This is a genomic window from Paenibacillus sp. FSL H8-0548, assembly GCF_038630985.1.
Lineage (GTDB): Bacteria > Bacillota > Bacilli > Paenibacillales > Paenibacillaceae > Pristimantibacillus.
Window position 1 is genome coordinate 3,137,891 of record NZ_CP152049.1, and the last position, 20,637, is coordinate 3,158,527.

A 20,637-nucleotide genomic window follows, 5' to 3' on the forward strand; every position below is an offset into this window, starting at 1 on the left:
AAGAGAGGGGTATTCGCGATGAGAAGAAGCCGCAAGCCGCTTACCAATCAGCATAATGCTACGGCATATGCATTTTTGCTGCCTTGGTTGATCGGTTTTTTCTGCTTAACATTAGGTCCTATGCTTTATTCGCTCTATTTGTCACTCACCAAGTACAATCTGCTAACAGCCCCCAAGTGGACAGGCTTCTCCAACTACATTGAGATTTTTAAAGAAGACGAAACCTTCTCGAATTCCATGTGGCTAACGATTAAATACGTATTTCTTTCCGTGCCGCTTCGCCTAGTATTCGCGCTGCTGATTGCTATCGTTTTAAACAAAGGGATTCGCGCGTTAGGTGTGTATCGAACCATTTATTATATTCCTTCTTTATTGGGAGGGAGTGTGGCAATCGCTATTGTATGGCGGCAGATATTTGATGGCAATGGCCTGGTGAATCAAATGCTCAGCTGGTTCGGTATTTCAGGTCCTTCTTGGATTTCTCATCCGAGCTACATCATATATACGATTATTTCATTGTCAGTTTGGCAGTTTGGTTCTGCTATGGTCATTTTCTTAGCAGGTCTTAAGCAGGTGCCAGCGGATCTATATGAGGCTGCGCAGGTGGATGGAGCGAACAAGGTGCGTCAGTTTTTCCGTATTACGCTGCCGATATTGACTCCGGTTATCTTTTTCAATCTGGTCATGAGCATCATTAATTCATTTCAAGCCTTTACACCCGCATTTGTCATCGGAGACGGTCGAGGCGGCCCGCTGGATGCAACGATGTTTTATACCCTATACCTGTATATGAAGGGCTTCTCTTACTTCGATATGGGATATGCTTCAGCGCTAGCCTGGATTATGCTGCTAGTCATCGGGATCTTTACAGCCATTATTTTCGTGACTTCGAAATATTGGGTATTCTACGGTGATAGCAAGGAAGGAAGGTAAAATGATGCTGCAGATGAAAAAGATGAACGGATTTACGAAACATACGTTAATTATCGTTTTCGGTATTGCGATGCTTTATCCCGTGCTTTGGCTGATTAGCAGCTCTTTTAAGCCTAATGAGCTGATTTTTACAGAGTCAGGCCTATGGTCTTCTTCCTTCACATTGGAAAATTATGTGAATGGCTGGAGAGGCTTTCAGGGCATCGCATTTGGAAAATTTTTCGCTAATTCATGGTTGATATCTATACTGAGTGTGCTTGGCAATGTCATTACCTGCTCCTTCGCCGCCTTTGCTTTCGCACGTCTTAATTTCAAGTTTCAGAAAATATGGTTTGCGATGATGCTGGTGACGATTATGCTGCCGTATCATGTTACGCTTGTTCCGCAATACGTCATTTATAGTGAGCTTCATTGGGTAAATACGTATTTTCCGCTCGTTTTGCCAAAATGGCTGGCGCATGATTCCTTCTTCATCCTTATGATGGTTCAGTTCATTCGCGGCATTCCGAGAGAGCTCGATGAGAGTGCGACGATTGATGGCTGCAATCAGCGACAAATCTATTTCCGTATGATCATGCCGCTCCTTGTGCCTGCATTAATATCTGCTGCCATTTTCACCTTCATCTGGTCATGGGATGATTTTTTTAGTCAAATGATCTATTTGAGCGATATTAAGCTGTTCACGGTACAGCTCGGTATTCGTGCCTTATTTGATCCTTCAGGTCAATCTGATTGGGGTGCGCTGCTTGCGATGTCGACGTTGTCGCTTTTACCGATTACACTCATCTTCTTCGTCTTTCAGCGTTATTTCTTGGATGGCATTGCGACGACTGGACTTAAGTAATAAGAGAGCCATTCAAATATGCTAACCGAAAAAATTGATAACGAATACCCAAAGAAATGAAATTCCGAAACGATGAAATTAAAGGTAGCATCATAGTTGAAAGCGAATGCACATCAGAATGAGGGGGAAATAAAATGAAACATCGGTTAGTTATTTTAATGTTAGGTATGTTGATGGTATTCACAGCGGCATGCTCCGGCGGAACAAGCGGTGGAGGAGAAAGTAAAGATAATGCGGCAGGCGGCACTGATGCTGGAAATGCGAAGCAAGTAGAGCTGCGCATTATGTGGTGGGGGGATCAGAAGAGAGCGGATATAACAAACGAAGCGCTAAAGGTTTTCCAAGAGAAAAATCCTACGATTAAAGTTGTTGGTGAATTTGCTCCATCTACCGGCTACTTCGATAAGCTTAATACACAGCTTGCATCTGGTACAGCGCCTGACATCTTCTTCCTGGGTGGGAATGTCGTTGATTATGCCAACAAGGAAGTGCTTCTTGATCTGACGCCTTATATAGATAAAGAGCTTGATTTAAGCGACATGGACCAATCGATGGTTAAGTACGGAACGATTGGCGGCAAGCTTCTTCATATCTCGGCTGGCGCTAATGCCAGGGGCGTGGTTGTAAATAAAACATTATTTGACAAGGCAGGCATTCCGGTACCACAGGATGGCTGGAACTGGGAAGATTTTGCCCGAATCAGCAAGGAAGTTTCTGACAAGCTGGGCAACGGTATTTACGGCACTTATAACATGTCCATTGATGGTATGGACATTGGCTTAAAGCAGCAAGGCAAACAGCTGTATGACTTGGATAAAGGAACGCTAGGATTTGAAGAAGCTGACGCCTTGCAATGGTTCAACTATTGGGATGCAACAGTGAATGCAGGCGGAGTTGTGTCTTCCGAGCTTCATGTATCAAATCCTCCTGGCGATACTAGCAAGTCATTGGTTGTTACAGGAAAAGTTGCGATGAGTTTAATTCCTTCCAATCAATTAGCTGCGCTGCAAGGACTAACGCAAGATGAGCTTATTATGGTTCAACTGCCTCGCGGTGAGAAAGGTACTGGCGTGGTGTTCGAATCTAGCCAAGGTCTTTCCGGCTATGCGAAAACAAAGCATCCTAACGAGGTTGCAACGCTGCTTAGCTTCTTTATTAATGATCCGGATGTTGCCAAAATTTTAGGGAATGATCGCGGCGTTCCTGTAACGTCGGCAAATCGGACGGTTCTTGAAGGCCAAGCAAATGCTGTGGAGAAAATCGTTTATGATTACACCAGCCGCGTATCTGAGGCGACCAAGTCAGAGCCATTCGCAGTAAGCTACAACCCTCCTGGGTTTTCGGAATACTCCAAGCTTGCGGATTCAACTATGTATGAAATTGGATTTGGACGCAAAAGTGTAGAGCAAGCAGTCAAGGACTTCTATGAGGGTACCGTGAAAATTTTTAATAACAATCAATAAAGCAGCTGAAATTTTGCTGTTATGGAATGGGGGACAGGCTGCCGTGCGGCAGCCTGTTTTGTATTTACTAATTAGAGAAGCGAGGCGATTCTAGTGAGCGAATCATTGCTGAAGCAGCTTAGAGAACTTTCGATTAAGGAGAAGGTTGGCGAGCTGAAAAAGCCTTCCGATAAAAAAAGTTTAGAAGAGTGGATGGAGGGCGGCATACGCTTTACGGCAAGCTCTGGCAAGCTGGAGCAGGTTTATTACGCGGCGCTTCGGACGCTGCTTGATTGTATCGTGCCTATAGGCGGTGATGATCCGATTTTGCAGGAAGGAGGAATCTATCTAGGCTGCTGGCTGGAGAGCACCGGAACGATCAATGCCGAGCTGCTTTCAAGGTTTATTCCGTCTGTATCTGAATCGACCTATCGCTCCTTTGCCAAGCATCAACGTGAGGACGGCATGCTCCCCTACAAGGTTACTGACCATGGTCCCGCATATCGGCAAATTCAACTGGTGACGCCGCTTGCGCGCAGCGTGTGGAACCATTATAAGCTGCATCATGCTGACAAAAGCTTTTTGCAAACGATGTATGACGCAATGGCCAAATATGACGATTGGCTGATGACCTATCGAAATACCCGCGGAACTGGATGCGTTGAAGCCTTCAGCACATTCGATACAGGACACGATCTCTCGCCGCGCTTTTGGCATGTGCCAGACACGCCTCATCATAATGATGCCACACAAATGAATCCAGATTCTCCGATACTGCCGTTTTTGGCACCGGACTTGACAGCTAATGTGTATTGTCAGCGGCTGTATTTGGCTCGCATAGCGGCGGAGCTTGGTTTGCCTAGTGAGCAGTGGCAGGCTAAAGCTGAAGAGAGTCTGGCTAGCTTATATCGTTATTGCTTTGATGATGAGGACCATTTTTTCTATGATCGTGATCGGAATGACGAGCTTGTGCGCGTGCAATCGGATGTTCTTCTGCGCGTGATGGCCTGTGAGGTTGGAGATCTTCTGTTTTTTGATACGATGCTGAGACGTTATCTGTTGAATACGAGCAAGTTTTTCGCAAAATATCCGTTCACCTCCATGTCTATGGACGATCCAAGATTTGACCCCTTCTCAAGCTATAACAGCTGGGGCGGAGCTTCGAATTTCCTTAGCCTGATCCGGACGCCGCATGCGTTTGAGCATCATGGCCGTCATGTAGAGCTCACGTGGGTGATGTATCCTATTCTAGCTTCATTTGCGAAGGCTACCCGCTTTGCGCAGGCAGTCAGCCCATGGACTGGGGATGAGGGCTTTACGGAGGCTTACTCCCCATCAATTTTGTGCTTGCTGGATTATGTAGAGCGCTTATGCGGTATTTTGCCGACGCCAGAGGGTGAACTTTGGTTTACGGGGCTTGTTCCGTATGATATGGATCACGGGGAAGAAATTGCGAGTGAGACAGGCTACAGCCGAATGGTGGACGGTATAGCTTATGAGCTGCTGAATATGCGGGAAGGCTCTGAGCTGTATCGAAATGGAGAGTGTTGGATGAAATTTCCGAAGGGAGTGCGTGTAATTACCGATCGCAGCGGCGAGCTTAGAGGCATCATCGGAATGAGTGTGAGGGAGATTCAAGGTACCCTACAATATAAAGATACTAGCATTGCATTCCGTGTGAGCGGGAATCAGGTTCTGGCATATGAGAGCGGAACGCTGAGCGTGACGTCAACGATTGGTGTCGTTAATCCAACATATCGGTAATGAATAAGTTGAACTTAAAAAATGAAGTGTAAGCGAAGCGAGAAGATCGTTCTGGAGAAACGAAGTGTTCGCCTTTGCAGCCGGATTCTTACCTTTAAATGTCTTAGGAAATCAAAGAATCTGGCTGCAACCGCGATCGTAAGAATGATCTACTCGCGCAGCGCCCAAAACGTAAGTTTCTAGTTCAACTTATAGAGATAAAGGAGCGAGTTATGATTAAAAGAGAAGATTTACAGATTCGAGATCCCTTCATTTTTCCGGTCACCCAGCAGCGGAAATATTATTTATACGGAAGCACGGATAAAAATATTTGGGGCAAGGGAACCGGATTTGATGCGTATACAAGTCATGATCTGGAGACGTGGGAAGGCCCGTTTCCAGCCTTCCGACCGAGTGCTGACTTTTTTTCGGATACGAATTTTTGGGCACCAGAGGTTTATGAGCATGAGGGCAGATACTTTATGTTTGCAACCTTTCGCAGAAATGATAATGGCTTGCTTGGTACAGCGATACTTGCATCAGATCAACTGCTGGGACCGTTTGAGCTTCACAGTGAGGGGCCTGTTACACCAGTCAATTGGAGCTCGCTGGATGGGAGCTTATATGTGGATCAAGCTAAGCAGCCTTGGATGGTGTTCTGTCACGAGTGGCAGCAAACCGCAGATGGGGAAATATGCGCGATGAAGCTGAGCATGGATTTTAAACGCGCAGTTTCAGAGCCGGTCGTGCTATTCAAAGCATCTGAAGCGCCATGGACGACATCTTTTCAATCACCGCGCTATCCTAATCAAGACAATTATGTAACCGATGGCCCCTATTTATTCCATACGGCTTCAGGAGTCTTATATATGCTGTGGGCTAGCTTTATTAACAACAAATATGCTCTGGGCATAGCGAAGTCACTCTCTGGCGTTGTAACTGGGCCGTGGCTCCATGAGGAAAAGGCGTTTTATCAGAATGACGGGGGACATGGCATGGTATTCCGTACTTTCGAAGGACGATTAGTGCTTACGATTCATACGCCCAATCAGACACCGGATGAACGGCCTATCTTTATTGAAGTGGTGGAGGAAGACGGTGAATTAGTGCTAGGCGAGATGCTGTAATAAATGGGGAGAACATCATAAAAGCAGGAACCCCCTAACGGGATTCGCTGCTTTTTTGTTGTGCGGTCTTATTGCGCAGATTGGTAAACCATCCGGCAGCAGTAGTGATCATAATAATCAGTATGACGAAGGACCAGAAGATAAGCTTATTGTCGAAAAATGCTTGAAAAGATTTTTCATGTGTAATCATCTTTGCAGCGGTGTAAGCAAGCACAGCTGAACCGAGGTACACGATCCATTCGAAACGATTGATCAGCTTAATAAAGATCGTACTGCCCCATACGACAACGGGGACGCTAATAATTAAGCCAAGAATGACGAGCAGAGTATCGCCGTGTGCAGCACCCGCGACTGCGATGACATTATCAATGCCCATTGCGGCGTCAGCGATGATGATTGTACGAATAGATTGCCAAAGCGTGTTGCCAGATTTGATGCCGTCATGGCCATCTTCCTGAACAAGAAGCTTATAAGCAATCCAGATTAGAAGTAATCCTCCAACGAGATTAAGCCACGGCACATTTAGCAGTTGGACGACGAGGAGGGTTGCAATAACCCGAATACCGACTGCGCCTGCTGTACCCCAAATGACCGCTTTCTTTTGTTGATCTTTTGGTAGATTACGGGCTGCCAATCCGATTACGATGGCATTGTCGCCAGCGAGTATCAGGTCAATGAAAACGATGGTGAGCAGGGCAGAGAAAAACTCGACCGAGAGTAATTCCATGAGTAAATATCCTCCTTCCCAAGCAAGCTCTTCTAGAAGTTTACAATAAATACGAAGGGTATAGAATATGGATTCAATTTTTTATTTGGACATATTCCCTACAGCCTGTACATACAGCTTTTAGAGGGGAGGGATGTATGGTGGACAGTATTATTATATTTATTGAGATTGTCTTAATTAATGTATTGCTTAGCGGAGATAATGCTATTGTCATTGCAATGGCGAGCGGTCAGCTTCCACCCGAGCAGCGCAAACGCGCCGTTTGGTGGGGAGCGCTTGCTGCTGTAGGGCTTAGATGTCTATTAACCTTAGTTGCAATAAAGCTGCTGGCGGTCCCATTCTTGCAGGCGATCGGTGCTTTGCTGCTGTTTTATATTGCAGTAAAGCTGCTTGCGGAGGCAGGGGAGACGCATGGCTCGCATAGGGTGAAAAAAGCTAAAACGATTGGTCAAGCGATTTGGACCATCGTGGTAGCTGATTTCGTTATGAGCCTGGACAATGTTCTTGCTATAGCTGCTGTTGCAGATGGCGATCCGGTTCTCATTGTGCTGGGAATCGCTCTTAGTATTCCTATGATTATTTGGGGGAGTCAAATACTGGGGACCCTTCTTCAAAAGTTTCCTGCTCTCTCATATATTGGTGCCGCTTTGCTTGCTTATGCCGCTGGAGGAATGTTGATGCATGACCCTGGAATGAATAAATTGCTGTTTCATGGCTCCAAAATGCTTGCTGAAGCGATTCCGCTGCTATGCGTGCCGCTTGTTATCTTTCTTGCTATTGTCAAAAAAAAGCCCGTTTCATAAGGTTTATGAGTGGATATAAATAAGTAAAATAAGAAGTGAAGGTTTTTTTTTGCTCAAAGGTCTCTACGTACTGGTATTTTTGCCTCAGTTCCTTTAAACTAATATAGATAAAAACTGTCGTCTTTCGTCAACATATGCGAATGACGTTGTAAGGAGCGGAAGCGCGAATGCCTAATAACAAATATTCCGCTGGAATTATTTTGCTGTTAGTCGGGCTCGTTATTTTGTTGGGCAAGTTAGGTGTATTCAGCTTCCTGGGCGCAGTCTTCTGGCCACTGCTCGTTCTGATACCTGGAATACTGCTGCATGTGCTTTACTTTGGCAGATTAGTTCCGGCGGTCGTGCTAGTCCCAGGCGGAATGCTCGTCGTTTATGCCCTGCTGTTTATCGTCTGCAACCTTTTTGGATGGGATAGCTTGAAATATTTGTGGCCGCTGTTTATTTTTGGTGTGGCAGCTGGTCTTTACGAATATTATTTGTTCGGTTCATCCATACCTCGTGTTGTACTCACGGCATCGCTTGCGCTTGCTGCCGCATCGGCCGTGTTTGTTGTGCTTGTTCTATTGTGGAGCTGGGGGATTTATGCGATTGCTGTTGCTTTAATTGCAGCAGGTGGTTGGTTGATGCTTGGCAAACGCAGACGCTGGTAAGGATTTAAATAAAAAACAAATGGAGTGGATTACAAGTTATGCAAGCAAGAGAGAATTTACGGAATATCGCCATTATTGCCCACGTTGACCATGGTAAAACGACATTGGTTGACAAACTGCTACAACAATCAGGAACGTACCGCGATCATGAAGCAGTGCAGGAACGTGCAATGGATTCCAATGACATTGAGCGTGAGCGCGGGATTACAATTTTGGCAAAAAACACAGCAATTAACTACAAAGATTATTTGATCAATATCGTTGATACGCCTGGACATGCTGACTTCGGCGGCGAGGTTGAGCGTATTATGAAAATGGTTGATGGTGTACTTTTGGTCGTTGACGCATTTGAAGGCTGCATGCCGCAAACAAAGTTCGTTTTGCGCAAAGCGCTTGAGTCGAACCAAACGCCAATCGTTGTAGTAAATAAGATTGACCGTCCGAACGCAAGACCTCAAGAGGTTGTTGATGAAGTGCTTGACCTATTCATCGAGCTAGGCGCAAATGATGAGCAGCTTGAATTCCCGGTTGTTTTTGCTTCCGCTTTGATGGGTACTTCAAGTCTTGATCCTGAGAAACAGGACGAGAACATGGAAGCACTATACGAGACAATCGTAAGCAATATTCCAGCTCCAACTGAAGATGTTGAAAAACCACTCCAATTCCTCGTTACATTGCTTGATTATAATGAGTACCTTGGTCGTGTTGCGATTGGCCGTGTTAACCGCGGAGTAATCAAGCAAGGTCAACAAGTTGCTGTAATGACTCGTGAAGGCGGCACAAAACAAGCTAGAATCGAGAAATTGTTCGGTTTCGTAGGCTTGAAGCGTGTTGAGATTGCTGAAGCAGGCGCGGGCGACATCGTTGCAATTGCGGGTATTCGCGAAATCAACATCGGCGAAACGATTGCTGATCCACAAAATCCTGAAGCTTTGCCGGTTCTCAAAATTGATGAGCCTACCCTTCAAATGACATTCCTTGTTAATAACAGTCCATTTGCAGGTCGCGAGGGTAAATGGGTTACATCCCGTAAGCTTCGTGAGCGCCTCTTCAAAGAGCTTGAGACAGACGTTGCACTTCGTGTTGATGAAACGGACAGCCCTGATGCATTTATCGTTTCAGGCCGTGGTGAGCTTCACCTAAGTATTCTAATCGAGAACATGCGTCGTGAAGGTTTTGAGCTTCAAGTATCCAAACCAGAGGTTATCATTAAAGAAATCGATGGTTCGAAGAAAGAGCCTTACGAGCGTTTACTAATTGATACACCAGAAGAAAGCATGGGCGCTGTTATGGAGAGCCTTGGAACTCGTAAAGCTGAAATGCTGAACATGATCAACCACGGCAACGGACAAGTGCGCTTGGAGTTTAAAATTCCTGCACGCGGCTTGATTGGCTACCGTACACAGTTCCTGACATTGACACGCGGTTACGGCATTATGAACAACGCATTTGACAGCTACGGTCCTCTTGCAGGTTCTGGTGTTGGCGGACGTCACCAAGGCGTGCTTGTTGCAAGTGAAAACGGCACAACGACATTCTACGGCATGCTGGGTGTTGAGGATCGCGGTATTCAGTTCTTGGAGCCGGGTGCTGAAATTTACGAAGGCATGATCGTTGGCGAGCATACTCGTGAGAATGATATCATCGTTAACATCTGTAAAGTGAAACAGCTGAATAACATTCGTTCTGCTGGTAAAGATGATACCGTTACACTAAAAAGCCCACGTCTATTCTCACTTGAGCAAGCGCTTGAGTATTTGAATGATGATGAGCTATGTGAAATTACTCCGAAGACGATTCGTCTTCGCAAAAAAATATTGAATAAAAGCGAGCGCGAGCGTGCGGACAAAAACCGTAAAAATGCTCAAGCCAGCGTTTAAGAGCAAGCCAATAATCAAACGTAAGGTTTTGCAAACGCAAAGCCTTACGTTTTCTTTAAAGTATAAGTGGGATTATAAGTTTTTTAACTTATAATCCCACTTATATTTCACAATGAAAAGGTAACCGTGCAACTTATACATGGCGAGAAGCGTTAAAAAGGAGAAGGAGGTAAACAGCATGCAGGCGTGGTTCAGCGATCATAAACTCATTTCTTATTTAATCATATTAGGCTTTACAATATACATATTCAATAAAGTGTTCCGTGCACAGCAAAAGCTGCCGTTGTTAAAGGAAATATTAGTGTATGCTTTGATTGCGTTCGGTTCCTTTGTTCTTATGATTTTACAGGTAGATAAGCTGCCAATTATACAATGTATGGGTATAGCTGTGCTTATGATGCTTATGCTGAGAGGCCGTCAGCTGTATGACAAATGGAAGGGCAATAAAGCGGACGATAATAGACAGCAAAATGCGGAATCAGGCAAATGAAGCTGGAGGACGCATTATTTAACTGGCTGCAAATAAAGGTAGTATCGGATGCCCGGCAAGAGGATCAATCAGCTCTGGATACGCTTGCTTTTTTCGAACAAATATTATCCGAAGATCATGGCTTAACTGACTACTCCATCATCAAAATCGATGATACGATGATTCATGTGAAATATGTGAAGGAAAGCCGTTCAAAGCTGCAGCTATATCCACGTGAGCTTGGAGAGCAGCTTCTAACAGACATCGAATCCAATCCTAAATATAACTGAATTTGAAGGTGGCACATATGAGCAAAGGTTCTACGGAATTACCATCAAGAACGGCGGCGCGACAGCAGGCAAGTAAAACAAAAAAACCAAAGCCGCGTAAAAAACGTTCTATTTTAAAAACCTTTTTTATTTTGCTATTTGCTGTATTGCTCATTATTGCTGCGGGTCTAGCGTATTTAGTCTTTAAGGCAGATGAAGCGATAAAAGATATCTCTACAGTACCTGCTGATACGGAAGTCGCCGTGCCAGCCGCAGAGTCTGTGAAGAAGAAGGCTGTTGGAATGCTGCTGATGGGCATTGATTCTAGAAGTCATGGTGGAGGCCTGAATACGGATGTTATGATGGTTGCCGTATTTAATCCAAACAAGTCAGCAACCATTGTGACGATCCCGCGTGACACCATTGTTGATGTCGATGGCTATAGAGCTCGCAAAGCCAACGCTTTTTATGCTGACTTTTATATGAATGCACTAAATTCCAAAAAACTGTCAAAGGAACTGGCTTACGCAGATGCGAAACAGGAAGTGCGTAATGTTATGAGCAAGCTGTTCGATATAGACCTTAAATATACTGCCGTAATTAATTTCCAAGGCTTCGCGGATGTTGTGGATGAGTTTGGCGGTGTAGAGGTAGATGTCGATATGCGAATGAAATATACCGATTCCGCCGACGGCACAAATATCGACCTGGAGAAAGGCTTTCAGCTGCTGAGCGGCGAGAAGGCGCTGGATTTTGTACGCTATCGCAAATCGAATAACGGTAAAAATATGTCAAGCGACTTTGATCGCAACAAAAGACAAAGCCAAGTTATTGGTGCACTTACAGACAAATTAAAATCTTTGAATGGTGTTACGAAATTAAGTTCTGTTATCGACGCAGTTGGGAATAATCTAACTATGGATATGCCTTCCAAGGAGATCGTCAATATGATGACCACTTATGTTGGCATGGGCCGAGACGAAGTTGCTTTTATTCCTCTTGAGGGAACTTGGAAGAGTCCTTACGTCTATTTAAGCGACTCAGCGCTGGCAGAAGCTAAGGCTGCGCTTCAAGCAAAAATGGCTGAATAGCCATAGACTGCGGCTACGGATTTGGATATAATAGGTGTACAGAGGCCATTTTTGAAATCTGTTCAGAAGGGGGTCATGCTTATGACCGACACCGTATTCGCAATTTCCAAGCAGCCATTCGTAGTATTGCCTGCACAAACGATTGTTCAATTGCACAAGCATGATACGGTATTGTACTTCCCTTTGTCCTCTGGCATGACAGCTAGTGGTAACGCTGCTAATGGAGTAGGCTTGTCCACTGCTTTCACGCGCAACCAACCGAATAAGAACAGTGCTGCAGACAACTTGATTGTACAAGTTTATGCTGCCATGAAGAAAGCCTAGTGAATAGCTCACTAGGCTTTTTGTGTCTTCAGGGAGTCTTTACAATTTCTTATTTTTTTGCGGGGCATTTTCTTTCTCAAGCTCATCCGGCATCACATCGCGCGGCATTTGTGGAATGATTCTTCCTACAATATCGGCCAACTCTTCTGCGAATCCAAGGATAGGTCTGCCGCGCTTAATATCGGCTCCAATCTCATTAATTCGCTCTGAGATGTCGATGTCCGCTGTAACTAGCGCGTCAACGCCGTAAGGATCTTTGTGGAAGGCTTCCGCAACAGAATATTTAATTGTTCCTACTCTCGAGCGGTCTAGCTTGGCATCTACATCAATGCCGACAATCGCTGTGTTGCCGAATACTACACAGTGAGCATTCGTAACGCCGTCAATTCCTTTGGCCAACTGCTCCAGATGTGCCGCCACCTGCTTTGAGTTTGTTATTTCTTTCTTGCGCGGTTCGGTTTGCTGAGTCTTGACGCGGCCGTTATTTTGAGGAGAGGGTGATGTCTCATTACGTGCGACGGTGCTGCAGCCTGTCGCTACAATCGCAATAATGATCGTTGAAATAAACCATTTGAACATGTTTGCCACCTCTTTTTTCACGTTGAAAATCATATAATGATCTGTCGCCATAGTTTACCCGCAGCTGCGCTTTGCTATGTATGGCCTCTAATGAATATCCAACGCCGGGAGGGTTCTCATGAAAAAAATATTCGTGCTCGATACAAATGTGCTGCTTCATGATCCGCAAGCGATTTTTGCTTTTGATGATAATGAAGTCATAATTCCCGCGATCGTGTTGGAAGAAATTGATTCAAAGAAGAGGTTGGCAGATGAATTAGGACGAAATGCGCGCTCGATCTCACGGCTTCTCGATAAAATGAGAGAAAAAGGACATTTGCATGAAGGGATCGAGCTTCCAAGCGGAGGAGTGCTCAAAGTAGAGTTAAATCACCGCAGCTTTATGCGTGTGCAAGAAATGTTTGGAGATATGTCAAATGATAATCGGATTTTGGCGGTCGCGCTGAATTACCATTTGGAGCAGGAGAACGAAGAGGAGAAAAGAAGTATTATTTTGGTCAGCAAGGATGTCCTTGTACGAATTAAGGCGGACGTGCTGGGCTTGCTTGCACAGGATTATTTATCGGATCGAGTGGTTGTATCCTCAGAGTTTTATTCTGGATATATCACGCTTTATGTTCACCCGGCAGTTATTGATGAATTTTATTCGTACCGATTTCTTACAGTGAACAACATGCATTTAAATATCCGATTAAACCCGAACGAATTCGTTATTTTGCGTGATGAGATGGGCACCTCGAAATCAGCGCTTCTGAAAGTAAGTCAGGATGGTGCGAGATTGGAGCCCCTGTATTTAAGCAATGATCCGGTATGGGGCATTACGGCCCGAAATGCACAACAGCGTATGGCGCTTGAACTGCTTCTAAATGACGATATCCCGCTCGTAACACTCTCGGGCAAGGCTGGCACAGGCAAGACGCTCCTGGCATTAGCAGCAGGGCTCCTGAAGACGGAGGATGAGCATAAGTACAAGAAGCTGCTTATCGCAAGGCCAGTCGTTCCCATGGGCAAGGATATCGGCTATTTGCCAGGTGAGAAGGATGAGAAGCTGCGTCCATGGATGCAGCCGATTTATGATAATTTAGAATATTTATTCGATACGAAGAAGTCTGGCGATATTGATAAAATATTGATGGGGATGGGCAGTATCCAAGTTGAAGCACTGACCTATATTCGCGGACGATCAATACCTGGTCAGTTTATTATTATTGATGAAGCGCAAAACCTGACGAAGCATGAAGTGAAAACAATCGTATCCAGAGTTGGTGAAGGAAGCAAAATAGTTCTAATGGGCGATCCTGAGCAAATCGATCATCCATATCTGGATTCTATTAGCAATGGCCTGACGCATATCGTGGAACGCTTCAAGAATGAGGGGATAAGCGGTCATATGACGCTGGAGAAGGGTGAGCGATCTAAGCTTGCACAGCTCGCAGCAGACTTGCTTTAAAACGTAAAGAGCTGTCTCAACAAGGCGTTCTGCTTGTTGAGACAGCTCTTTTTGCGGTTTTTAACAGGTTCATTTGGACAAAATGCCTTTTTATTGTTATCCTATTTTTAGTAGATATAAGGAGGAAAGGAAGAAGGCTGTGACTCCCAGAAAATATGTGCCGCTCTTTGTCGGCATGTTACTGTTAGCAGCATTATTGCTTATCCCGTTCTCTAGGAATACAAATACGGAAAATATTAGCAATCCTGATGGGAAACTAAATGTGCAGCCGGCAATCGGCAAGCTTGTCATTGATCAGCCCTCGGATATTTATGTAAACGTTTCCTTGCCTGGCTCGCAGTTTGAGACGCTACAGAAGCTCAACCAGCAATTTATGATTAAATATCCTCATATTCAAGTGAAGCTCAGCAATGACTCACCAAAGAGCAAGTCTTATGAGATGTGGGAGACTCAGAGTCAGCAGGGTGAGGCCTCTGATATTATGCTGCTCGATAACGGCTGGGTAAAACCTTTTGCAGTTCGAGGTTTTCTTAAGCCTATGGATAGTATCATGACAGGGGATATTCTCTCAGATCAAATGGCTGGATTATTGGACTCGCTTAAATGGAATGGCTATTTATGGGGCGTCCCTAGAGATGTGAACCCTTATGTTGTCGTTTGGAGCGGAGCATTGCTTGAGGAAGCCGGATTGAAGGAAGCGCCGTCAGAGTGGGCTTCGTTCCAGCAGGCGGCAGAAAAGGTTATTGAGCTTCATCCGCAGGCAAGCATCATCAATTGGAGTGCTGGCGACTTAGAGCAGCAGCTCGTTTGGCTGGACACGTTTCATAAGGGTTTAGCACAAGTTCGGAAAGTGATGCCTTTAGATGAGTATCAGCTCTCTCAGCTGGATTGGATGCATCTGATGATGCCTCATATTAGCAGCATTGCGGTTGATGCGATTAGTCAGTTAAACGAGGCCTTTCAAGGCAACAAGCTCTTCGCAGCTATTATTCCCTGGACGGAATTTGAACGGCTTAATGAGAATTTGCAAAGCAAGCTGGTGGTGGATCGAGATCAAATTGTGTACCCTTGGTTAAATGGACACAGCTTTGTCATTTCTTCGAATAGCAACGTTGAGGAGGAAGCAATGCTTTGGATTCAGGAGATGACTGATGTAAGCAGTCAGCAGCTCATGTATACTGAAACGGGAGCGCTGCCAACGAGAGCCTCTATTTATTCGTATAACAGCATGCTGTCCGGAGAACAAGAGAAGATTCCGCCGCCATGGTGGGAGAAAGTATTAAATTCGAAACGCGCGGATACTGAATTGCCTTCACCAGATCCGCAATGGCCCAGAAAATGGGGCTATCGCGAGAATATGTGGAGACTGTATTCTGAAGATGCCTTTCAAATAGACGCGTATGCGGCTTCGCTTACGGCTGCAAGCGGGGAATAACCTAATAAGAGCCTACTCCACGAACGATGGGATAGGCTCTTATTAATATAGAAACAAGAGGACTACAGCTTTAAATTAAGCTTAATGGTAAGCTCGCCATCTTTAATATCGACAGCATTTGCTTTCAGAAAAGGTACAATTAAATCGGGATAAAAGCCAAGATCAAATTCCTTCTCCAAGGCGCGGCTAGTCGTGTCCGGCAGAGAAAAACCGTTGAAAATCAGCTTATCCACATGGAACAGAATCGCGTTTTTCGGATCATTTTCAACTGTATAATGGCCACTTATTTTAATTTCCATCTGGTCTCGCTTTCCTTCGGCAATGATGCTTCCCTCATTGAAAACGAATGAAAAATTGTTGAAAATGTCATTTTGTTCACGTAAAAAGGAATTTAAAGATTGCTCTGGCACTCGTATTGTATATTGAAAGCCTTTAATCTCAAGCAGCTGCTTATTATCTTGTATCCAGGCAGGCAGACTTTGCATCGCCTTCGAAAGAGCACGGAAATATTGTTTCACCTCATCAACACCCGCAGTTTCCCAGTAAGAAGTAAGCTCATTCATCAAAATACGGATTTTGTCAGCATCTGAGCGGCCAGCAAGCTCGGAATCAAGCTGTTTCTCGAGTGCCAGCACCCGTGTCTTCTGCGTTTGGAGCTGCTCCTCGATGGCATCAAGCTCGTCTCGGCGTGCTTCCAGCAGCTGATAGCCCTCTTTAACCTTTCTGTACTGCTCAACGTATGTATTTAAAGTGTTTTTGTCATGTGTCAAAATGATTTCAGCGTAATCCAGCATTTGAAACAGCTCCGAAAGCGAATCGAATGAGAGAAGTGCGCTTAATAAAAAATCTCTCTCGCCTACATAGTAAGCACGAAGAACATTTCCAGCTTCTTCTTGCTTGAGCTCTATTTGCTGCTCTTGAAGCACCAATTGTCTCTCTGTATCCGTCATTGTTAGCAAAAGCTGCTGTTTTTGCTCTCCAATTCGGATAATTTCCTTATCAATTTCGACGACGGATAAACTTTTTTCAAGCAGCGAATGCATTTCCTCTTCTTCTGTCGGCAGTGGCTCGGCCCATACGGGAAGCTGAATGAGAAGCAATGTGGTGAAGAGCATCGCTATGATTGCTATGGAAATGCGATTGCGCTTGGCTGGCAATGTCAACGGCATCGTCCCTCCTCAGCATTCATTTTATGCGGCAATCCATTCTATTATATCTTACAATTGGAAAAGGATGAACCTTATGATGAAGGAAAATGCGCTTGCAGCTTCTATTTCAAAAAAGATTGTTGAATCTGCTTCTTTAGGCTGGTATAAAGATAATTTCGGGAATAAGCATACGGCTGCATGTATTTCATTTTTAGATTATATGGCAATTTGCTTGTACGATGCTGAGTATGGCTATTATCGCTCTGGAGCTGTTCGGATAGGCAGGGAGGGTGATTTTTATACAAGTTCAGCCATTGGACAGGTGCTGGCGCAAGTGCTCGCGAGCTTCGCTCTTGATTATGCGCGCACGATCGATGAATCGCTAAGCCTAGTGGAATGGGGAGCGGGTACAGGAAGACTGTCTGCACAAATTGTGGAAGCCGGGACGATGCGTACCGAGAATTGGAAGCGAAAATACAAAAGTGTGCTCGTGGAGGATCATCCTGCTCATCGCGATGCGGCACGTCACGTTTTTTCGCAAATAGCGAGCGAGCTCGGCTCGGAAACGCTTTTTGTGAGCTCAAACGAGGCTTGGGAATCAGAATGGCTGAAACAGCCTGCACTGGTGTTTGCCAACGAGCTGTTTGATGCATTTCCGGTGCACCGCGTACAAAATGTAGAGGGAGAGCTGTGGGAGCTGGGGGTCGCTTACAGCGAGGCTAAAGGTTTTTATGAGGTGTGCATGCCTTTGACCGATAGCCGAATTACAAGCTGGCTTAGTCGCGATGGCATCGTGCTGAGAGAGGGGCAGCAGACAGAGATTCACGCAGGTGCAGCGGAGTTTCTGGATAGGCTGGGCAGTGTAATGACAAGAGGGAGATTAGTGATCATTGATTATGGTCATGAGTCTGCTGAATATGCTGCTGAGCATCGGATGCTGGGAACTCTCCTGTGCTATTCGCGACATCAGGCTAGTTCTTCTCCCTATGTTCGAATCGGAGAACAGGATATTACCTCCCATGTTCCGTTCACGTTTATTCGTCATGCTGCGGTGCAAAGCGGCTGGCAGGTTACGAGCTATGCTACTCAGAAACAATTTTTGATGGAGCATGGCGTAATGGAGCTGCTGCAAAATCATCAAAGCACCGACCCCTTTAGTGCGGAGGCGCGGACTAATCGAGCGATTAGGCAGCTGCTGCTGAGCGATGAGATGAGCGAGACGTTTAAAGTAATGGTTTTGGATAAAAAGCTGTTATAAATAAAAAAAACGGTGCAGCCCATGGGGCTGCACCGTTTTTTTTAATTCTTTTACCTTACAGTATGTATGCGTTTAACGTATACATGATTGAATTACGACATTTGGCTCTGTATTCAGCTTGCCATGGCGTATTTCTCTTTCGCCTTCTTAGAAAGGCAAGTCCATCTTGAAGACCGACCAATACGTGAAACCCACGAATGAAATGATCATATATCCCCAGAACATTGTAATGTAAGTTCTTTCGGAGAAATTCAAGTAACCTAGAAATACGAAAGCTACGGCTTGCGCAAAAAATAGAAGCGCAAATTCCGTCATATGGCCTGCAAAAGCCATAAGTCCGATGACCAGGGTCCAAAATCCAAGTACCCGATACATACGTGCCATGATAACATCCCCCTCTCGCTGTGACCCGATTTTCTAATGATCATTATAACGTTTGGTTATATAAGTGTAAACTAAAAACCTTAATCAAATGACAAATTTTTGTGGCAAATCATTAAAGTGTGTCGGCCTCGGCATTAGTTTGTTCAAATATCAGAGCTAACATGTATGAGTAATCGAAAATTTGGTTATACAAATTAGTATCCAATAGATTCTATGAACTCTACCAAGGGCATAGAGATAAAGTAAGCGCCTTTACGTTAGGAGGTTTTTGTTGCATGACAGCAGTCAGACAAGATGCGTGGAGTCCGGACGATGATCTTATACTCGCCGAGGTTACACTACGCCATATTCGCGAAGGAAGTACACAGCTTGCAGCTTTTGAAGAAGTAGGGGAACGAATTGGCCGCACATCCGCAGCCTGTGGATTTCGGTGGAACAGCTGTGTTCGCAAAAGGTACGAGGATGCAATTCAAATCGCTAAGCAGCAGCGTCAAAAACGTAATTACTTGAAGAAACAAACGATTGTTGCAACGCCGCATGTATCATCGATTTCCGTTTTTGAAACAGATGAACGCGCAATAAGGCAAGACAGCGGGTCAATTGAGGAAGGTTTATCGGTTGATGCAGTTATTCGCTTTCTTCGTGGCTGGAAGACCACTTATCAGGATTTAGCGCGTCAAATTAAATGGTTTGAGAAGGAAATGAAAGAAAAAGATGATGAGCTGTATCGATTGCGAGATCACAATGAGAGATTGTCCAAAGAGGTTAACAATGTTCAGACGGATTATCGTGCGGTAAATGATGATTACAAGACGTTGATTCAAATTATGGATCGTGCACGCAGGCTGACTGTGCTTACGAATGATGACGAAGCAAAGCCTAGATTCAAGATGGATGCAAATGGGAATTTGGAACGCATCGAGTAAGCTTTGGATGCGAAATAAGGGAGGCTGGCCATATTTATGGGCTAGCCTTTCTTTTTTTATATAAACACATGAATTTGTTGCATTAATTTCGGTAGGTTTGATACGATAATTGTTAATTGCTGAAGGGAACGGACAGAAAGGAAGAAATAACGTGAGAATAGATGTGGTAGGGGGAGGCTCACTTGGGCTGCTCTTTGGGGCGATGCTGGCAGAAGCGGGTGCAGATATAACGATTTGGACACGAAGCGAGGAGCAAGCGGTATTGCTTGCTGAGAAAGGAATTCGACTGCTAGAGCTTGGTGGAAAGGCAGAGAGAATAATTCCAGTGAAAAGCAGCTGGATCGGACATGCTGCTCATGCAGCGAGATCTGAGATAGGTGATAGAGAAGATAATAATTATCGCTGGATATGGCTAACGGTTAAACAAACGGATATTAACGATGAGCTGCTTGCGAAGCTTAATGAGTTGACGTCAAGCACAGAAACAGCACCGACGGCTGTCGTATGCTTACAAAACGGAATCGGCCATTTGGAACAAATAGAACGCGTGCTTTCGCAAACCCCTCTATACGCTGCGGTTACGACAGAAGGAGCCAAGCGGCTGGATGCACGAACGGTAGAACATACAGGCAAAGGACAGCTATGGCTGGGTGAATGGAACGCAAGTACTCGCGCTTCATACAAAATACTTGATTTATCGCAAGAAATGTTAGTTATTATGCTTCAATCGGCAGGATTTTCCTCTTTTCTGTCGAAAGATTTGAAGAATCGTATTTTCAATAAACTGCTCATAAACGCGGTGATCAACCCGTTGACGGCTATTTTTAATGTGACAAACGGCGAGCTTGCTAAAGACCCTCTGCGGGAGAAGCTGATGCGTGCGCTATACTCGGAAACGGAGAAAATTCTCGTGGCAGCCGGTATGGATATGCCAAAGAATGGATGGCAGTTAATTATTGACGTATGTGAGCAAACCAGCCGTAATATTTCCTCTATGCTTAGCGATGTGCGTGCAGGTAGAATCACTGAAATTGATGCGATTAATGGCGGTGTTGCAAGGCATGCTGCGATGCGGGATATGCAAGCACCGCTAAACCAAGCAATTGCTGAACTAGTGCAAGCGCTGCATCCAAAGCAGAAGTAGGAGGTAACGAA

The 20,637-nt window shown here is 45.0% G+C and carries 21 protein-coding genes; 17 read left to right on the top strand and 4 right to left on the bottom strand.

The annotated features are described in order from the left end of the window. The first annotated feature begins 18 nt into the window (after positions 1 to 18). The 5 genes from MHI37_RS12925 (at position 19) to MHI37_RS12945 (ending at position 6,089) form a co-directional block, all read left to right on the top strand. A complete protein-coding gene (locus tag MHI37_RS12925) occupies positions 19 to 933 on the top strand; it encodes a sugar ABC transporter permease (protein ID WP_083676128.1) in 915 nt (304 codons plus the stop codon). Positions 934 to 937: 4 nt separating this feature from the next. Continuing rightward, positions 938 to 1,777 carry a carbohydrate ABC transporter permease gene (locus MHI37_RS12930; protein ID WP_076335844.1) on the top strand — a complete coding sequence of 280 codons (840 nt, stop codon included), beginning with the start codon at positions 938 to 940 and terminating at the stop codon, positions 1,775 to 1,777. Between the two features lie 134 nt (positions 1,778 to 1,911). After that, entirely contained in the window at positions 1,912 to 3,240 is a 1,329-nt protein-coding gene (locus MHI37_RS12935) for an extracellular solute-binding protein (RefSeq protein ID WP_076335704.1), read from the top strand. A 93-nt stretch (positions 3,241 to 3,333) separates the two neighbouring features. Beyond that, on the top strand, positions 3,334 to 4,983 hold the full coding sequence (locus MHI37_RS12940) for a hypothetical protein (RefSeq protein WP_076335703.1): 1,650 nt from the start codon (positions 3,334 to 3,336) through the stop codon (positions 4,981 to 4,983). A 212-nt stretch (positions 4,984 to 5,195) separates the two neighbouring features. Beyond that, positions 5,196 to 6,089 carry a glycoside hydrolase family 43 protein gene (locus MHI37_RS12945; protein ID WP_179090163.1) on the top strand — a complete coding sequence of 298 codons (894 nt, stop codon included), beginning with the start codon at positions 5,196 to 5,198 and terminating at the stop codon, positions 6,087 to 6,089. 34 nt (positions 6,090 to 6,123) lie between these two features. Here the strand turns inward: MHI37_RS12945 and MHI37_RS12950 are convergent, their stop codons facing one another. Next, entirely contained in the window at positions 6,124 to 6,816 is a 693-nt protein-coding gene (locus MHI37_RS12950; protein ID WP_076335702.1) for a TerC family protein, read from the bottom strand. Positions 6,817 to 6,953: 137 nt separating this feature from the next. Between MHI37_RS12950 and MHI37_RS12955 the strand changes: the two genes are divergently transcribed. From MHI37_RS12955 to MHI37_RS12985, 7 genes are all read left to right on the top strand, one after another. Further along, a complete protein-coding gene (locus MHI37_RS12955; protein ID WP_076335701.1) occupies positions 6,954 to 7,619 on the top strand; it encodes a TerC family protein in 666 nt (221 codons plus the stop codon). A gap of 167 nt (positions 7,620 to 7,786) precedes the next feature. Beyond that, on the top strand, positions 7,787 to 8,269 hold the full coding sequence (locus MHI37_RS12960; protein WP_076335700.1) for a hypothetical protein: 483 nt from the start codon (positions 7,787 to 7,789) through the stop codon (positions 8,267 to 8,269). Between the two features lie 38 nt (positions 8,270 to 8,307). Beyond that, entirely contained in the window at positions 8,308 to 10,149 is a 1,842-nt protein-coding gene (gene typA, locus MHI37_RS12965; RefSeq protein WP_076335699.1) for a translational GTPase TypA, read from the top strand. Between the two features lie 178 nt (positions 10,150 to 10,327). After that, the gene (locus tag MHI37_RS12970) at positions 10,328 to 10,639 is read left to right on the top strand and encodes a YlaH-like family protein (RefSeq protein WP_076335698.1); all 312 of its coding nucleotides are present in this window, start codon (positions 10,328 to 10,330) and stop codon (positions 10,637 to 10,639) included. Next, positions 10,636 to 10,908 carry a hypothetical protein gene (locus MHI37_RS12975; RefSeq protein WP_076335697.1) on the top strand — a complete coding sequence of 91 codons (273 nt, stop codon included), beginning with the start codon at positions 10,636 to 10,638 and terminating at the stop codon, positions 10,906 to 10,908. The genes MHI37_RS12970 and MHI37_RS12975 overlap by 4 nt, the downstream gene beginning before the upstream one ends. A 17-nt stretch (positions 10,909 to 10,925) precedes the next feature. After that, entirely contained in the window at positions 10,926 to 11,978 is a 1,053-nt protein-coding gene (locus tag MHI37_RS12980; protein WP_076335696.1) for an LCP family protein, read from the top strand. Positions 11,979 to 12,059: 81 nt separating this feature from the next. Then, positions 12,060 to 12,302, top strand: coding sequence for a hypothetical protein (locus tag MHI37_RS12985; RefSeq protein WP_076335695.1), 243 nt, complete (start codon positions 12,060 to 12,062; stop codon positions 12,300 to 12,302). A 39-nt stretch (positions 12,303 to 12,341) separates the two neighbouring features. On the opposite strand, the gene MHI37_RS12990 is transcribed toward MHI37_RS12985, so the two are convergent. Further along, positions 12,342 to 12,881, bottom strand: coding sequence for a YhcN/YlaJ family sporulation lipoprotein (locus MHI37_RS12990; protein WP_076335842.1), 540 nt, complete (start codon positions 12,879 to 12,881; stop codon positions 12,342 to 12,344). Between the two features lie 118 nt (positions 12,882 to 12,999). Here MHI37_RS12990 and MHI37_RS12995 point away from each other — a divergent pair, with 118 nt between their 5' ends. Together MHI37_RS12995 and MHI37_RS13000 are read left to right on the top strand one after the other, a co-directional pair. Further along, positions 13,000 to 14,331: a PhoH family protein gene (locus tag MHI37_RS12995; protein WP_076335694.1), complete on the top strand. Its 1,332-nt coding sequence runs from the start codon at positions 13,000 to 13,002 to the stop codon at positions 14,329 to 14,331. A gap of 139 nt (positions 14,332 to 14,470) precedes the next feature. Next, the gene (locus MHI37_RS13000) at positions 14,471 to 15,766 is read left to right on the top strand and encodes an extracellular solute-binding protein (RefSeq protein WP_179090162.1); all 1,296 of its coding nucleotides are present in this window, start codon (positions 14,471 to 14,473) and stop codon (positions 15,764 to 15,766) included. A 62-nt stretch (positions 15,767 to 15,828) separates the two neighbouring features. Here the strand turns inward: MHI37_RS13000 and MHI37_RS13005 are convergent, their stop codons facing one another. After that, positions 15,829 to 16,935: a hypothetical protein gene (locus MHI37_RS13005; protein WP_076335692.1), complete on the bottom strand. Its 1,107-nt coding sequence runs from the start codon at positions 16,933 to 16,935 to the stop codon at positions 15,829 to 15,831. 73 nt (positions 16,936 to 17,008) lie between these two features. Between MHI37_RS13005 and MHI37_RS13010 the strand changes: the two genes are divergently transcribed. Beyond that, positions 17,009 to 18,172 carry an SAM-dependent methyltransferase gene (locus tag MHI37_RS13010; RefSeq protein ID WP_076335691.1) on the top strand — a complete coding sequence of 388 codons (1,164 nt, stop codon included), beginning with the start codon at positions 17,009 to 17,011 and terminating at the stop codon, positions 18,170 to 18,172. Between the two features lie 147 nt (positions 18,173 to 18,319). Here the strand turns inward: MHI37_RS13010 and MHI37_RS13015 are convergent, their stop codons facing one another. After that, complete coding sequence (locus MHI37_RS13015) at positions 18,320 to 18,556, bottom strand: DUF2626 domain-containing protein (RefSeq protein ID WP_076335690.1); 237 nt, start codon at positions 18,554 to 18,556, stop codon at positions 18,320 to 18,322. A 275-nt stretch (positions 18,557 to 18,831) separates the two neighbouring features. On the opposite strand from MHI37_RS13015, the gene MHI37_RS13020 reads away from it, so the two are divergent. Together MHI37_RS13020 and MHI37_RS13025 are read left to right on the top strand one after the other, a co-directional pair. Beyond that, positions 18,832 to 19,482 (top strand): RsfA family transcriptional regulator, encoded by a 651-nt coding sequence (locus MHI37_RS13020; protein WP_076335689.1) that lies wholly within the window; start codon positions 18,832 to 18,834, stop codon positions 19,480 to 19,482. Positions 19,483 to 19,633: 151 nt separating this feature from the next. Continuing rightward, the gene (locus MHI37_RS13025) at positions 19,634 to 20,626 is read left to right on the top strand and encodes a 2-dehydropantoate 2-reductase (protein ID WP_076335688.1); all 993 of its coding nucleotides are present in this window, start codon (positions 19,634 to 19,636) and stop codon (positions 20,624 to 20,626) included. Positions 20,627 to 20,637: the final 11 nt, after the last annotated feature.